This window comes from Pseudomonas sp. B20(2017) (genome assembly GCF_002113125.1).
Classification (GTDB): Bacteria; Pseudomonadota; Gammaproteobacteria; order Pseudomonadales; family Pseudomonadaceae; genus Aquipseudomonas.
Map to the genome: position 1 here is coordinate 360,819 of NZ_NEJP01000001.1, position 13,991 is coordinate 374,809.

18 protein-coding genes and 1 tRNA gene are annotated in these 13,991 nt (G+C 57.6%); 11 read left to right on the forward strand and 8 right to left on the reverse strand.

What is annotated here, in order from left to right; all coding sequences use genetic code 11:
- Window positions 1-159 precede the first annotated feature (159 nt).
- Window positions 160-384, reverse strand: a complete 225-nt coding sequence (locus tag CAF63_RS01750) for a helix-turn-helix transcriptional regulator (RefSeq protein ID WP_178081252.1) — start codon at window positions 382-384, stop codon at window positions 160-162.
- Window positions 385-484: 100 nt separating this feature from the next.
- Here CAF63_RS01750 and CAF63_RS01755 point away from each other — a divergent pair, with 100 nt between their 5' ends.
- The 9 genes from CAF63_RS01755 (at window position 485) to CAF63_RS01800 (ending at window position 6,899) form a co-directional block, all read left to right on the forward strand.
- Window positions 485-1,210, forward strand: coding sequence for an XRE family transcriptional regulator (locus CAF63_RS01755; protein ID WP_085683165.1), 726 nt, complete (start codon window positions 485-487; stop codon window positions 1,208-1,210).
- 259 nt (window positions 1,211-1,469) lie between these two features.
- Complete coding sequence (locus CAF63_RS01765; protein ID WP_085683167.1) at window positions 1,470-2,060, forward strand: hypothetical protein; 591 nt, start codon at window positions 1,470-1,472, stop codon at window positions 2,058-2,060.
- A gap of 10 nt (window positions 2,061-2,070) precedes the next feature.
- Window positions 2,071-2,352, forward strand: coding sequence for a phage antirepressor KilAC domain-containing protein (locus tag CAF63_RS01770; RefSeq protein ID WP_085683168.1), 282 nt, complete (start codon window positions 2,071-2,073; stop codon window positions 2,350-2,352).
- Between the two features lie 158 nt (window positions 2,353-2,510).
- Window positions 2,511-2,828 carry a pyocin activator PrtN family protein gene (locus CAF63_RS01775; RefSeq protein ID WP_085683169.1) on the forward strand — a complete coding sequence of 106 codons (318 nt, stop codon included), beginning with the start codon at window positions 2,511-2,513 and terminating at the stop codon, window positions 2,826-2,828.
- A gap of 56 nt (window positions 2,829-2,884) precedes the next feature.
- On the forward strand, window positions 2,885-3,316 hold the full coding sequence (locus CAF63_RS01780; protein ID WP_085683170.1) for a hypothetical protein: 432 nt from the start codon (window positions 2,885-2,887) through the stop codon (window positions 3,314-3,316).
- A complete protein-coding gene (locus tag CAF63_RS01785) occupies window positions 3,313-3,678 on the forward strand; it encodes a hypothetical protein (protein WP_256574478.1) in 366 nt (121 codons plus the stop codon). Before CAF63_RS01780 ends, CAF63_RS01785 begins: the two co-directional genes overlap by 4 nt.
- A complete protein-coding gene (locus CAF63_RS01790; protein WP_085683172.1) occupies window positions 3,671-5,473 on the forward strand; it encodes a DNA cytosine methyltransferase in 1,803 nt (600 codons plus the stop codon). Before CAF63_RS01785 ends, CAF63_RS01790 begins: the two co-directional genes overlap by 8 nt.
- Window positions 5,470-5,685, forward strand: coding sequence for an excisionase family protein (xisR, locus tag CAF63_RS01795; RefSeq protein ID WP_085683173.1), 216 nt, complete (start codon window positions 5,470-5,472; stop codon window positions 5,683-5,685). Before CAF63_RS01790 ends, xisR begins: the two co-directional genes overlap by 4 nt.
- Window positions 5,682-6,899: an Arm DNA-binding domain-containing protein gene (locus tag CAF63_RS01800; protein ID WP_085683174.1), complete on the forward strand. Its 1,218-nt coding sequence runs from the start codon at window positions 5,682-5,684 to the stop codon at window positions 6,897-6,899. The genes xisR and CAF63_RS01800 overlap by 4 nt, the downstream gene beginning before the upstream one ends.
- Before the next feature lie 40 nt (window positions 6,900-6,939).
- Here the strand turns inward: CAF63_RS01800 and CAF63_RS01805 are convergent, their stop codons facing one another.
- The 6 genes from CAF63_RS01805 to dapA form a co-directional block, all read right to left on the reverse strand.
- Window positions 6,940-7,479 (reverse strand): YfbU family protein, encoded by a 540-nt coding sequence (locus tag CAF63_RS01805; protein ID WP_158090779.1) that lies wholly within the window; start codon window positions 7,477-7,479, stop codon window positions 6,940-6,942.
- Window positions 7,480-7,740: 261 nt separating this feature from the next.
- Window positions 7,741-7,830: transfer RNA gene (locus CAF63_RS01810), tRNA-Ser, on the reverse strand.
- An 84-nt stretch (window positions 7,831-7,914) separates the two neighbouring features.
- Entirely contained in the window at window positions 7,915-8,628 is a 714-nt protein-coding gene (purC, locus tag CAF63_RS01815; RefSeq protein ID WP_007958019.1) for a phosphoribosylaminoimidazolesuccinocarboxamide synthase, read from the reverse strand.
- A gap of 28 nt (window positions 8,629-8,656) precedes the next feature.
- A complete protein-coding gene (locus CAF63_RS01820; protein WP_007958017.1) occupies window positions 8,657-9,415 on the reverse strand; it encodes an MBL fold metallo-hydrolase in 759 nt (252 codons plus the stop codon).
- 4 nt (window positions 9,416-9,419) lie between these two features.
- Window positions 9,420-10,535, reverse strand: a complete 1,116-nt coding sequence (gene bamC / locus CAF63_RS01825; RefSeq protein ID WP_085683176.1) for an outer membrane protein assembly factor BamC — start codon at window positions 10,533-10,535, stop codon at window positions 9,420-9,422.
- Between the two features lie 17 nt (window positions 10,536-10,552).
- Window positions 10,553-11,431, reverse strand: coding sequence for a 4-hydroxy-tetrahydrodipicolinate synthase (gene dapA / locus CAF63_RS01830; protein WP_085683177.1), 879 nt, complete (start codon window positions 11,429-11,431; stop codon window positions 10,553-10,555).
- 312 nt (window positions 11,432-11,743) lie between these two features.
- On the opposite strand from dapA, the gene CAF63_RS01840 reads away from it, so the two are divergent.
- Both CAF63_RS01840 and CAF63_RS01845 read left to right on the forward strand, forming a co-directional pair.
- Window positions 11,744-12,304, forward strand: coding sequence for a glycine cleavage system protein R (locus CAF63_RS01840; protein WP_007958014.1), 561 nt, complete (start codon window positions 11,744-11,746; stop codon window positions 12,302-12,304).
- Between the two features lie 10 nt (window positions 12,305-12,314).
- Window positions 12,315-12,788 (forward strand): peroxiredoxin, encoded by a 474-nt coding sequence (locus CAF63_RS01845; RefSeq protein ID WP_085683179.1) that lies wholly within the window; start codon window positions 12,315-12,317, stop codon window positions 12,786-12,788.
- 123 nt (window positions 12,789-12,911) lie between these two features.
- Here CAF63_RS01845 and CAF63_RS01850 read toward each other — a convergent pair whose 3' ends face one another.
- Window positions 12,912-13,982 (reverse strand): AI-2E family transporter, encoded by a 1,071-nt coding sequence (locus CAF63_RS01850; RefSeq protein WP_007958012.1) that lies wholly within the window; start codon window positions 13,980-13,982, stop codon window positions 12,912-12,914.
- Window positions 13,983-13,991: the final 9 nt, after the last annotated feature.

Sequence of the window (13,991 nt, forward strand, 5' to 3'; positions counted from 1 at the left end):
GGTGGAAATGGCAGCAACACCAAGGCTTCCGAGCCTTGGAAAACGCGAAAGGTGTGGGCGGTTTTGCATTTGGTTTGCCCGCCAACGCCGATCGCGGCCCGACAGCGCTGTGGTGGTGCGTGCCGGGAGGAACTGGGCGACCCTTGGGTCGCCTTTTTTCTAAGCTACTTTCTTGAAATCCATCTCCGGCGGAAAAACATCATCAAGCGAGCATTTGATTCCGAGCTGATTCAACGCAGCCGTAATTGCACGAGATTCTGCAAGTCCGGCTATGCGGCGCCCGGATTCATAATTACTAATCCGCGTCTGCGTCCAACCCAGAATCAAAACCAAATCACGCTGTTTGATACCAGCCTTCTCTCGATGGTCAGCAATCCTGTTCATAAAGATCTCCTGTAACTGGAGCGCAGAATAAACACGATTCGTGATTTTTACAACACGCAAAGTGCGATAAATTTATTTCAATGCGTGGTAAAAAAGACAAATGAACACACTAGGCTCACGCATCAAATCACTCCGAAAAGCTAAAGGTATGAGCCAGAAAGATCTGGCACTTGCCTGTGGCTGGGAATCACAGTCTCGTATTGGTAACTATGAGAAGGATCAACGCCAACCCAACCTTCAGGACCTAGGGAAAATTGCTGCCGCCCTGAAAACGCCGCTGACAGAGCTGGTCAAAGATGTCGAGGGACCATTACCCCATTTATCTGGTGATGCACATGGAAACATTTTCGACATCAGATTTCCCCCTCGGCTTAAGACCAGCCAGAGCGAAGGATTAACATCAGTAGGACGAGCGAAAACAGGGAGTGTTCCGGTGGTTGGAACAGCACAGCTAGGCAATGAAGGATATTTTGAGGCGCTTGATTTTCCTCCAGGCCACGGCGATGGCTACTTGAGCATCCACAGCGATGACCCTGATGCATACGGATTAAAGGTTACCGGCGACAGCATGCTTCCCAGGATAAAAAATGGTGAGTACGTGCTGATAGAACCCAACAAAAGCTACTTCAGCGGCGATGAGGTTGTGGTCAGAACCGCAGAAGGCCGAACGATGATCAAGGAATTCATTTACCTGAGAGATGGGATGTACCGCTTGGACAGCGTGAATGCCGAACACCCGCCAATCCATATCGCCGCGACCGACGTGATTGAGATTCACCTCGTCGGCGGCATCCTCAAGTCATCACGTTTTTTGCACGCAACGTGACTAAAAAACACAAATCGTGTTGACTTAAAAAACACACTGCGTGATATTTGCCTCACTCTTTCACCACAGAGCGAGGCAAAACCATGCAAACCTGCGCAACCCTTCACGTCCATCCGGCGTGCGTCAGCAATCGCAAACTGATCGAACAGCTACAGCTCGACACGGGCTGTCTGGTCGTCATTCATAACAGCAAACCCAAGCTTGTCGCCAAGTCCTGCCAGCCCTCTCCTATCGATCCGAACGATGGAGGGCAAGCGGCATGATCAAGTACAAGATCGACAACCGCACCCTGCAGTTGCTCAACGCCCAGGTCAACCTGACCGAGACCTTCAACCATGTCCTGCGCACAGCACCGAAGCGTGAATGCCTGGCATTCCGCCTGAAGGCTGAACGCGGCACCGTGGAAAGCACTTTTGTAGTAGAGCTGGGCAGCGAACGCCACACGCTGACCCTGCCAAACGACAAGAAGATGCACCTCAAACTGGCCGACTTCATTGAAGAGATTGCCAACGGTCCGTTCGACGCGAGCAACTCCAGCGACCTGGTGCATCTCGCGCATGCCGATCGTCAATACGGCCGTTTTGAGGTCCAGGACAAGCAGCGCGTATTCGAACTGGTGCACACCGGTGGCGTGTTGAGCCTCGACATGGGTTTTGAGCTTCCACTGCATGTGGCGCTGCATCGCACCCATTCGCGCCGCGGCGTCACCGCCATCTTGAGCATCGGCAACAAGAGCCCGCATACGCGCTGCTTCACCCTGTACGACTCCGATGCCGAGATCTACGCAAAGGTCATTGAGTCCATCAACCACCTTGCCGCAGCGGCTACTCCCGCTGCGCACGCGGCATGAGGGAGACGCCATGGAACGCACACTCGCTCAAGCCGCAGCGCAACTCGGCTTGACCCGTCCAAAGCTGATTTCCCTCATGCGGGAAAAAGACCTGCTCAAGGGCAACCTGCCTGCTTACCCCACACGCGACAAAGAGTATCTGCGCGTCAAGGACGGCCAATGGTTTCACGAAAAGTTTGGGATGCAGTACAGCCAATCGACAAGAGTGAAACAACCAGGCATTCGTTGGCTGGCCGACCAGTTGGACATCGACCTACCCGCCATCCCGGCAGACCGCCGTGACGTGGCCTAGGGATTACGCCCGACAGATCATCGCCATGCGGACACGTGAGGAGCGCAACGCCGCGCTCCTTGAGGTGCCCGAGCATCTGCGGGACCTGACCAAACGGCACTGCCTGAACGCTTGGAACCATCCGGCAAGAAAACAACGCAAGGAGGCCACACAAAGCCATGAATAACGCAGCCCAAGCTCCACTACGGCTACGTCCCGCCCCTGAATCCACCACCATCGAGCTGCTTTATCGCACCTTCGGTGACGTGCTGATTCCGCTGGAGACGGTGCGCGAGAAGTATTTCCGCAACCTCAACGAGCAAAAGTTCGTGTCGGAAATCAACAGCGGCCGGATCCAGCTTCCGATCACCACGCTGGATTCAAGCCGGAAAGCGCCCAAATACGCACACATTCGGCATGTTGCATCGCTCATCGACATTCGTGCCTACCAAGCCGACGAAGACATGCAATCGCAGCAGGACGAGACCACCGACTAAATCAACATCACAAGGACTGCCACCACCAGTCCGCAATTGAACCAGGAGCAAACCAAATGACCGCAATTCAAATCTACGCGTTGATAGCAATCGTCCTCATGACCGCCGGCATTTACTGGCTCGCCTACCGGAACGGATTCAACAACGGCCTCACTGAGGGCCATACAGAAGGCTACAGCGAAGGCATAGCCGTTCAGAGCGCTGACAAATCTGAAGAGATCCGCAATCTCACGCTATCGCTGAAGCAGGTTCAAAACAAACACGAGCAACTCTACGACTTTTACAGACGCGCCGTAGAGGCCTCACAACTTGGAGAACCTGCACGGATCACCCTGCTGGAGATTGCCGAGAAACTGCGGATCGCGTCCGAGACTTTCGCCGCCTTTCGCACGGGAAAAAAACTCGAACGCGAAACCCGCGTCCTGCGCGACCAAGCGCTCGCTATCGCTGCACTGTTGGAGCCAGTTGATCAGGAGAACGCCGCATGAGCCAGGCCTGCTCCCAATCCCACACACACCACAATCCGGCTCACGCCTCACCAGCGCCCGATGCACCAACGCGCAATCGAACCTCGGAGGAAAGCGGTATGCAAAGGGACCAGCACGAAACCCAATCCACCACCGCTTTGCTCCGCGAGAAAGCCAGCGTCGACACACTAGAAACAAACAGCTTCTGCTGCGCAGCAGCAGGCATTATTGCTCCTTCCAGCAGCACCACCGAGGCGCTTATACCCCACGAAAAGCTGCGCGAGGCAGCCACACCCAATGCAACGCTAACCGCTCCGAATCGCCCGCCCGCGCAGCCTGCTGAGGGGTATACGAGCACCGCCGAGGAGAACGCCAATGCTTAAGCGCGTTCTCAATCACTTCCATATGTGCTGCGGCCTGGGCGGTGGTGCCAAAGGCTTCAACCGTGCCAAACCTGTCGTTGGGCACATCCAAGCCGAGTGGCGATGCATCGGTGGCGTCGACGTAGATCCGGCCGGCCTGCGCGACTTCGAGCGACTGTCCGGCGTTCCTGGCACGCTGATGGATCTGTTCACCCGCGATCAGTACACCCGTTTCCACGGTAAAGAGCCGCCCGCAGGCTGGAAGGAGGCGAGCGCCGATGACCTTCGCCGCGCCGCGAACAACGAACGTCCAGACGCGGTGTTCATTTCCAGCCCATGCAAAGGCGCCTCGGGCCTGCTGTCCGAAACAATGAGCCTCACGCCGAAGTACCAGGCGTTGAACGAACTGACACTGCGCTGCATCTGGCTGATGTGCGAAGCCTGGAAGGACGACCCGGTCTCTCTGATCGTGTTCGAGAACGTGCCGCGTCTGGCCACTCGCGGGCGGCACCTGCTCGACCAGATCAACAAGCTACTCAACCACTATGGTTACGCCGTGGCCGAGACCACACACGATTGTGGTGTCATTGGTGGTTTGGCGCAGAGCCGCAAGCGCTTCCTGCTCGTGGCTCGTCACGTCGAGAAAGTGCCACCGTTCCTTTATGAACCGGAAAAAAAGACGCTGCAGTCAGTCGGTTCGATTCTGGGACGCATGCCTCTCGCCGGCGATATCGAAGCTGCCGGACCAATGCACCGTGTTCCGGCTCTGCAATGGAAGACCTGGGTTCGTCTTGCCCTTGTACAGGCCGGCAAGGACTGGCGCAGCCTCAATGATCTGGTGATCGAGGATGGCTATCTACGCGACCTGGTGATCGTGCCTGAATACCGCGCAGGGTATCTAGGCGTGCACGAGTGGCGCGACACTGCCGGTACCGTAGCCGGACGCAGCAACCCCACCAATGGCGCGTTTTCAGTAGCTGATCCACGCGCAAAGGCCGGCGCCCTGCAATACCAACAGTACGGTGTTCGCCGATGGAACGAGACTAGCGGTGCAGTCATCGGCGTGAAGTCGCCCGGGCAAGGAACATTCAGCGTGGCTGACCCACGTCGGCCGGGTGACGGATTCGGCAAGTACCTTGTTACCCCATTCGATCGATCCGCCGGCACTGTCATCGCTGGCAGCACAACTGGCCAAGGCGCATTCGCTGTGCAGGATCCGCGCTATCACAACTGGCACCCCGGAGCGAGCAACCGCAAGCTAGGCGTGTGCCCATGGGCAAGCACCGCTGGCACTGTCACCGGCTCGCAGCAGGTGGCCAGCGGTGCCCTCTCCATCGCAGATCCTCGCCCAGGAATGAAGCGACAGAAAGGCGACGCTTACCTGACTGGTGGACACTACGGTGTTGTCGGTTGGGGAGATCAAGCGGGTGCAGTATCAGCGAGCGCTCGCCAAGACAACGGTAGGTGGTCGGTGGCGGATCCCCGCATGCCGGCGGCGGATGATCGAGTGGCGTGTGTGATCGAAAGCCTAGACGGCACTTGGCACCGCCCATTCACCACGTTGGAGCTGGCCGCACTGCAGAGCCTGGTCGAGCCGGAGGAACAGTTCGAACTGGACGGCTTGAGTGATCAAGCTTGGCGAGAGCGCATTGGCAACGCAGTTCCACCAGCAGCTGCCGAAGCCATCGCGCATGTGATGGGAATGACCCTATTGCTGGCAGAGGCTGGCGAGACTTTCATGCTCAACAACATGCCGGTGTGGGTGCGCCCAGTCGCTGTTGGATTGAGCGTGGGCCAGATGGAGGAGGCAGCATGAGCGCCGCAGAGAAAATTGATTTTCAAATAACACCAGGTGCCTGGTTTCGCCAGGACCTGCTCTATCCCGTGTTCGGGCTCAGTACAGAAGCGGTCCGCAAGTATCGGTCCCGCGGGCTTTGGCTGGAGGGAAAGCACTACAGGACAGATCCGGCCAATGTGCTGGTTTACAACAAGGAAGCAATCGAAAAGTGGATGGCAGGTCAACCATGAGTGACAAGATGCCCACAGGCGTCGAGATGAACGGCAAACAGCTACGCATCTGGTTCATCTTCAATGGCCAGCGATGCCGTGAACCCTTGGAAGGGATTTCAAAGGTAAACAAAGCCGCGATTGCCTATGCCGACAACAAGCGCCGTACCATTCTCGCAGAGATCAAAGAGGGCCGCTTCGACTATGCGGCCCACTTCCCCAACTCTCCCAGGGCTGCAATGTTCACCGGCACTGGCGGCCCTTCGCTGAAGCGTACCGTGAAGGAAGGTATTGATCGCTGGCTGGAGGTTCAGCGCGCACTCAAAGCATCAAGTACCGTCGTTAACTACATCAGCAAGGCCAAGCACGTCGAAAATAAATTCGGCAAACGCCGAATAGTGGACATTAGCAAGAGCGATATAGAGCTGTTCCAAGCGCAACTGCTGAAGCAAGGCCTATCCCCAAAGACAGTAAACGACATCTTCACCGTGGTCCGAGGCGTCTGGGCTGACGCCTTTGGGGACGGCATTTTGAAAGCCAACCCGCTGGACCGAATCAGCAACGTCGGTTCGGACGTCGACCTGGAGCACGCCGATCCCTTCAGTCGTACCGAAATCGACTTGATCGGCAAAGCGGATCCGGACCGACGACCTGATGCCAGGATGATTGAGTTCAACTGCTGGGCCGGACTATCGCTATCCGAACTCATTGCACTCGCTGTCGAGGATATCAATCTTGACGCCGGCCTGGTGCAGGTCCGTCGGGCGCTAGTCGTTGGCGAGTACAAAGTCCCCAAGGAACGTTCCCGGGTACGGGTCATTGAACTGATAGATCCTGCACTTGAGCTGATGCGAGAAATCGTTGCTGCGGCCAAGGAAGCCCCCACAGAAGAGATCACCGTCATCCAGCGTGACAACATCACGACGAAAAAGATGAAAGTCAGGTTTCTTTTCCGCAGCTCCACCAGCGGGTTGATATGGAGCGGTAAAACATTGAGCAACTGGTTCACAGCGCATCTGAGAAAGGCCGAGGTACGCCACCGAGGTGCCAATCAGTGCCGCCACACCTTCGCCAGCCAAATGCTTTCTAGCTATGTGCCTGTCGAATGGGTCGCCAGACAACTTGGACATGCCGACACAACAATGGTGAGAAAGCATTACGGTAGATGGATACCGAAGGACACCAAGAGCATGGCTGGAATAGTGTCAAAAATGCTTGGGTTTCGGGAGAATTAACGACATGCCCACTTATTGGTGGGCATGATCCGTTTTCGCTTCAGCGGTTACTTGGATGAACTGCTGCCTGCAATACAGCCACAATCTCATGCGGCTCCATCAGGCGGCGTCCGAGTTGCGTACGTATCGGTTCAAATACCTCATACATCCGCGCATACATTTCGACTACCGGACTATGCGAATTCAATGTAGCGACATCTTTCATCGTTTCGAATCGATCCAGATCATTCACCAGGTAACGAGCAGCTCGTCTGTGGTCAAGTTCGTTATTGCCGTCATATCCACGGAATTGAATCTGGAAAGCCGCGTTAGGCACCTCTCCCTCGACTATCGCCTGTTCAGCAGGAGAAAGTCTTTCGAAGCTATCTCGAAGAAACGAATACATATCCAGAGTATCAACGACGGCAGTAACGTACGGCGGGTTATGACTTTGCTCATCTTTAATATCGTAAGCCCATTCGAGAACCCATAGGTCATTCGATGCAATGGCGCTGCTTACGAGATTTGGATCAAAACTATCTTCGATCCCGAGCTTTTTGTAGATCGCGCAAAGCATGTGAACTGTGAGCTGTTCAATCACTGTAGGTTGCATTTCCTTGCCTCTGAGAGTGGATGCGGTGGATACACTTCATTCAAGCAAAAGGGATCCGAACCAAGCATAGTGACAAACGGCCACCACTGCCGACTCACATGCAAACGCAACCTCTCAGAAATGCAAACGCTGGTCGTGAGCGATGTAACAGCAGCGTTTCTTGCCCTAAAAATGCCCTAACCAAATCGCCATAAACGAAAAAACCCCCGTAATCATCAATGATTACGGGGGTTTCATCTTGTTCAATAATGGCGGAGAGATAGGGATTCGAACCCTAGGTACCGGTGAAGGTACAACGGATTTCGAATCCGTCCCATTCGGCCACTCTGGCATCTCTCCAACGGCGCGCATCATAACAACACTTTCGCTGAATGGGAAACCCCTAAACGAAATTTTTTCCGTGCTATCAGATGCTTGCGTCGATTAAAGCGGTACGCCCAGACGGTTGGCGACTTCTTCGTAGGCTTCGATGACGTCACCAAGGCCCTGGCGGAAGCGGTCCTTGTCCATCTTTTTCTTGGTGTCCTTGTCCCACAGACGGCAGCCGTCCGGGCTGAACTCGTCGCCCAGGACGATGGAGCCGTCGCTGAACACGCCGAATTCAAGTTTGAAGTCCACCAGCAAGAGGCCTGCGTCGTCGAACAGTTTGCTCAGGACTTCGTTGACCTTGAGCGACAGTTCTTTCATGCGCGCCAGTTGCTCGGCGGTGCCCCAGCCGAAGGCCACGACGTGGGATTCGTTGATGAACGGGTCGCCTTTGGCATCGTCCTTCAGGAACAGTTCGAAGGTGTACGGGTTGAGCTTCATGCCCTCCTCGACGCCCAGACGCTTGACCAGGCTGCCGGCGGCGTAGTTACGCACGACGCACTCGACCGGGATCATGTCGAGTTTTTTCACCAGCACTTCGTTGTCGGCCAGCAGTTTGTCGAACTGGGTCGGGATACCGGCCGCTTCGAGTTTCTGCATGATGAAGGCGTTGAACTTGTTGTTCACCATGCCTTTGCGGTCGAGCTGCTCGATGCGCTTGCCATCGAACGCCGAAGTGTCGTTGCGAAACAGCAGGATCAAGCGGTCAGCGTCGTCGGTCTTGTAAACCGATTTGGCTTTGCCGCGGTAGAGTTCTTCACGTTTTTCCATGATGGGCTCCGCTTGCTAAGTAGATGGGCTAGGCGATGTGGCGCCAGTCGAGCCCTGAATCTTGATCGGCCAGTTGCAGCCAGTCCGGGTCGCACCCGAGGGTGTCGACAAAACATTGCCGGGCCAGCTGCGGCAGGTTGTTCTTGCTGCTCAGATGGGCCAGGACCAGGTGTTGCAGGCCTTGCCAGCCCAACTCGGCCACCAGGAATGCCGCCTGATGGTTATTCAAATGTCCCAGCTCGCCGCCCACCCGCTGCTTGAGAAAGTACGGGTAATGACCACGGGCCAGCATGTCTCGGCAATGATTGGACTCGATCATCAACGCATCGAGGTCCCGATAACCGTCCAGCACCCGCTCGCAGTATGAACCCAGATCGGTCAGCAAGCCGAAACGCCGCTCACCATCGCTGAATACATATTGGGTCGGTTCCTGTGCATCGTGGGCCACGGCAATGACCCCGATGTTCAGAGCACCGATCTGCAGTTGCTCGCCACCGGTCACGAAACCGGCAGGTTCAATCGGTTTGCGCATCCCGCGCAGTGTGCCGCGACTGAGGTAGACAGGCAAATTGTAGCGCCGAGACAGCAAACCCACGCCATGCACGTGGTCGGCATGTTCGTGGGTTACGAGTATCGCGCTCAGTTGCGCCGGGTTCACACCCAGGCGCAACAGGCGTTTTTCGGTTTCCCGCAGGGAAAAACCACAATCCACCAGCACATACGTATCAGCACTGGCGATCAGCGTGCCGTTCCCTTGGCTACCGCTGCCGAGAACGGCAAAACGCATTGGATCAGCCCAGGTTGTCCTGAATCACGCTTAACACTTTGCGGGCCACATCGGCCGGCGCAACGGTGTTGATGTTTTTCTCGACGGTCACCTGAACGTTCTCGCCGACCTTGCTCAGGCGAACCTGATAACGTTCGGCGCGGGCTTCAACTTCTTCCTTGGTCGGCGCGCTGCCGAACAGGCTGCTGAAGAAACCAGGCTTCTCGTCTTTCTTCTCGGCCTTTTCGGACAAGTTGATGTAGTAGAGACCCAGGCTGCGGTTGATGTCTTCAACGCGCCATTCGCCCTGCTCCAGCGCACGACCGACGCTCGACCAGGCACGATCCAGGTCCGTACCGACGTTCAGTACCGGGTTGCCGCTGCCGTCTTCGCTCAGGCTGACACGGCTCGGGGTATCGAAATCACGCGACGCCAGCATCGACACCGAACCACCCTTCTCGGAGGTACGGCTCATGCTCGCAAGCATGTCGTCGACCAGCGCAGCGTCGAGGCCGGTGTTGACCGAACGGTTGGTGAAGGCCACGTCGGCGGTGCTGCCGGCAGGACGCTCGGCGCTGACCACGTAGACTTCACTGGTGTTGCGCTGCACGCCCGGCTCGATGCGCACCCGCACGCGGGTTTCGCTGTCGGTGCTGACGCCGGCAGCGCTCAGGCGCTTGGCCATGGCGGCGGACAGTTCGTCGGAATGCTGCCAGGTGGTGGTGAATTCGCCGGTTTGCGGGCGCTGTTCATCCAGACGGAAACCGTTGTCCTGAAAGTACTGCACCGCCACTGGCCAGACTTCGGCCGGTGGGTGCTGGGCCATGACCCAACGAGAGTCACCGCTCTTCTGCAGCGAGTAGTCGCTGGCATCGGCAACGGCCGACAGCGGTTGAGGACGCGGAACGATGTATTCACCCTTGGCGGTGTCGTCAGCCACGTTGCGCGGGATCGGCAGCAGCGGATCCAGGCGCTTGGAGGTGCTGACGTCCGGTGGCAGTTGCATCGGGGCAGTCTGTTGCGCTTCCAGGTAATCGCTACCACGGTCACGGAAATAACCTTCCGGGCCCCAGATCCATCCGCAGCCACTGGTGCTGGAGATAATCAAGGCAAGTGCGGAAAGTCCGGCCATTCGCTTCATGCGTTGTACTTCCTCAATTAAACCAGGACGTTGCACTGGCGCAGGGCCGAGCGCAGCGTTTCATGACAAGGAGCGCTCAGCCAGGTCAGCGGCAGGCGGATGCCTTCGTGCATCAGGCCCATTTCGACCAAAGCCCACTTCACCGGAATCGGGTTGGCTTCAATGAACAGGTCCTTGTGCAGCGGCATCAGTTTTTCGTTGATGGCCCGTGCGGTCTCGGCGTCGCCCTTGAGCGCGGCCTCGCACAGGTCGGCCATTTCGCGCGGGGCGACGTTGGCGGTGACGGAGATGTTGCCCTTGCCGCCCAGCAGGATCAGCTCTACGGCGGTCGGATCATCGCCGGACAGCACGATGAAGTCCTTGCTCACGCCGTCGATGATCGCCTTGGCGCGCTTCAGGTCGCCGGTCGCTTCCTTGATGCCGATGATGTTCGGCACGGTGGACAGGCGGATCACGGTCTCGGCCTGCATGTCGCAGGAGGTGCGGCCAGGAACGTTGTAGAGAATCTGCGGGATGTCGACCGCTTCGGCGATGTGCTTGAAGTGCTGGTACAGGCCTTCCTGGGTCGGCTTGTTGTAGTACGGAACTACCAGCAGGCAGGCATCGGCGCCGGCTTCCTTGGCATTGCGGGTCAGCTCGACCGCTTCGCGGGTCGAGTTGGCGCCGGTACCGGCGATCACCGGAATGCGACCGGCAACCTGTTTGACCACGGCTTTGATGACGGCGATGTGTTCTTCTACATCAAGGGTTGCCGACTCGCCGGTGGTGCCGACCGCGACAATGGCATGGGTGCCGTTCTTGAGATGGAAGTCCACGAGTTTGCTGAGGCTGTCCCAGTCAAGACGCCCTTGTGCATCCATGGGTGTGACCAGTGCCACCATACTGCCCGCAATCATGAAACCGCTCCTGCCGGAAAAAGAGAGCGGTAATGGTACTGGCGCCAAGATGCTTGCACAAGCGAAGTACTGTGCCGCCATTCCCCTTGGCGCCGCTTTTCGCTACCCTTCAGACTTTGATCGGTACTGATCAGCTTGTACGCCGGGTTCCAGTCTCCCGTTTCGGCCTCCCGGGCCCCGTTCCAGTGTCGTTGCCGTACGCTTCCTTTTAATGGAGCCGTAGCGCCACACGAATCGGGCCTTCCGGACAGTCATTGCCCCGGCAATCAACGCCCTCTCCCTACCGACCGCTCATCGCTTTAGGAATGCTGCATGTCCACCCCCACAGTTCGCGAACAATTCCTTGTCATCAGTGCCCTCGGCGCCAATCCCATGGAGCTGACCAACGTCCTGTGCCGCGCCAGCCATGAAAATCGCTGTGCGGTCGTCACTTCGCGCCTGACCCGCCACGGCGAGTGCAGCGCGCTGGTGCTCGAAGTCTCCGGCAGCTGGGACGCCCTGGCTCGCCTGGAGGGCAGCCTGCCGGTGCTGGCCAAGCGTCATGCGTTCACCGTCAACGTGGTGCGCAGCGCCGCCCTGGAAAATCGCCCGCAAGCCCTGCCGTACGTGGCTTACGTGTCTTCGGCTTACCGCCCGGACATCATCAACGAGCTGTGCCAGTTCTTCATGGATCACAACGTCGAGCTGGAAAACCTGACGTGCGATACCTATCAGGCACCGCAGACCGGCGGCACCATGCTCAACGCCACGTTCACCGTGACCCTGCCCGCCGGCACCCAGATCAGCTGGCTGCGCGACCAGTTCCTGGATTTCGCCGACGCCATGAACCTGGATGCACTGATCGAACCTTGGCGCCCACAGAACCCAATGTAAGGAAGCTTTCATGGCCGTTGTCATCGACCAACCGGTTACGGATTTCGAAGCACCTGCCACCAGCGGGCAGACCGTCAGCCTGTCGTCCCTCAAGGGCAAGCAAGTGGTGATCTACTTCTATCCGAAGGACAGCACCCCGGGCTGCACCACCGAAGGCCAGGGCTTTCGCGATCAATACGCTGCATTCAAGGCTGCCAACACGGAAATCTTCGGGATTTCCCGCGACAGCCTGAAGTCTCACGAGAACTTCAAGTGCAAGCAGGAGTTTCCGTTCGAGCTGATCAGCGACAAGGACGAAGCGGTCTGCCAGCTGTTCGACGTGATCAAGCTGAAAAAGCTCTACGGCAAGGAATACCTGGGCGTTGATCGCAGCACGTTCTTGATCGACAAGAACGGTGTATTGCGTCAGGAATGGCGCGGCGTGAAGGTGCCAGGACATGTCGATGCAGTGCTGGCTGCGGCTCAGGCGCTGAACAAGGCCTGATATTTCTGCGTCGACTTCACTGACGCCTTCGCGAGCAAGCCCGCTCCCACAGTTGACCGAGGTCTAATGTGGGAGCGGGCTTGCTCGCGAAGGGGCCATAAGAGCCAACGAATAATCCGGTTTCTAGAGCAGCGGAGCTACAACCGGCTCCTTGCGTGGCCACGCATCAAGCACAGCCTTGAACAGCGTCGCCAGCGGAATCGCGAAGAAAACGCCCCAGAACCCCCACAACCCGCCGAACAACAGCACCGCGCAGATGATCGCCACCGGGTGCAGGTTGACCGCTTCCGAAAACAGCAACGGCACCAGCACGTTGCCGTCCAGCGTCTGAATAATGCCGTAGACCGCCATCAAATAGATGAACTGATCGCTCCAGCCCCACTGGAACAGCGCAATCAGCAGCACCGGCACGGTCACCACCACGGCCCCGACATAAGGCACCACCACCGACACGCCAACCAAAAGCGCCAGCAGCGCCGCGTAGTTGAGTCCCAGCGCGACGAATGCGATGTAAGTCACGCCACCACAGATCACGATCTCGATGACCTTGCCGCGAATGTAGTTGGCGATCTGCCGGTTCATTTCTTCGGCGACCCGGGTGATCAGCGCCCGCTCACGCGGCAAATAGCCGCGCACCCACTCGCCGATCATTGCACGATCCTTGAGGAAGAAGAACACCAGGATCGGCACCAGCACCAGGTAGATCATGATGTTCACCAGCAGCGGCAGGCTCGACAACGAGAACGTCAGCGCCCACTGGCCGAACTTGCCGATCTCGCCCCGTGCCGCTTCGATCGCTTGCAGCACCTGCTCGTCGGAAACCAGATGCGGATAGCGCTCCGGCAGCAACAACAGCAGCGATTGCCACTTGGCGAGCATTCCCGGCAGCTCGTTGAACAGCGTAATCAACTGATGCCAGAGCAACGGCAGCACCACGACGATGAACACCATCAACACGCCCATGAACAGCGCAAACACCAGACCGACCGCCGCCCCGCCGGGAACACGCAGGCGCTCGAGCGTGACCACCAGCCCCTGCATCAGGTACGCCAGCACCATCCCGGCCAGCACCGGCGCGAGCATTCCCCCCAGCGTCAGCACAGCGGTGAAGGCGAGAAACAGCAAAACCGCCAGCACCACCGCTTCCTCATCGGAGAAGTAGCGCTGAATCCAGTCGCGCAACACTTTGAACATCAATATTCC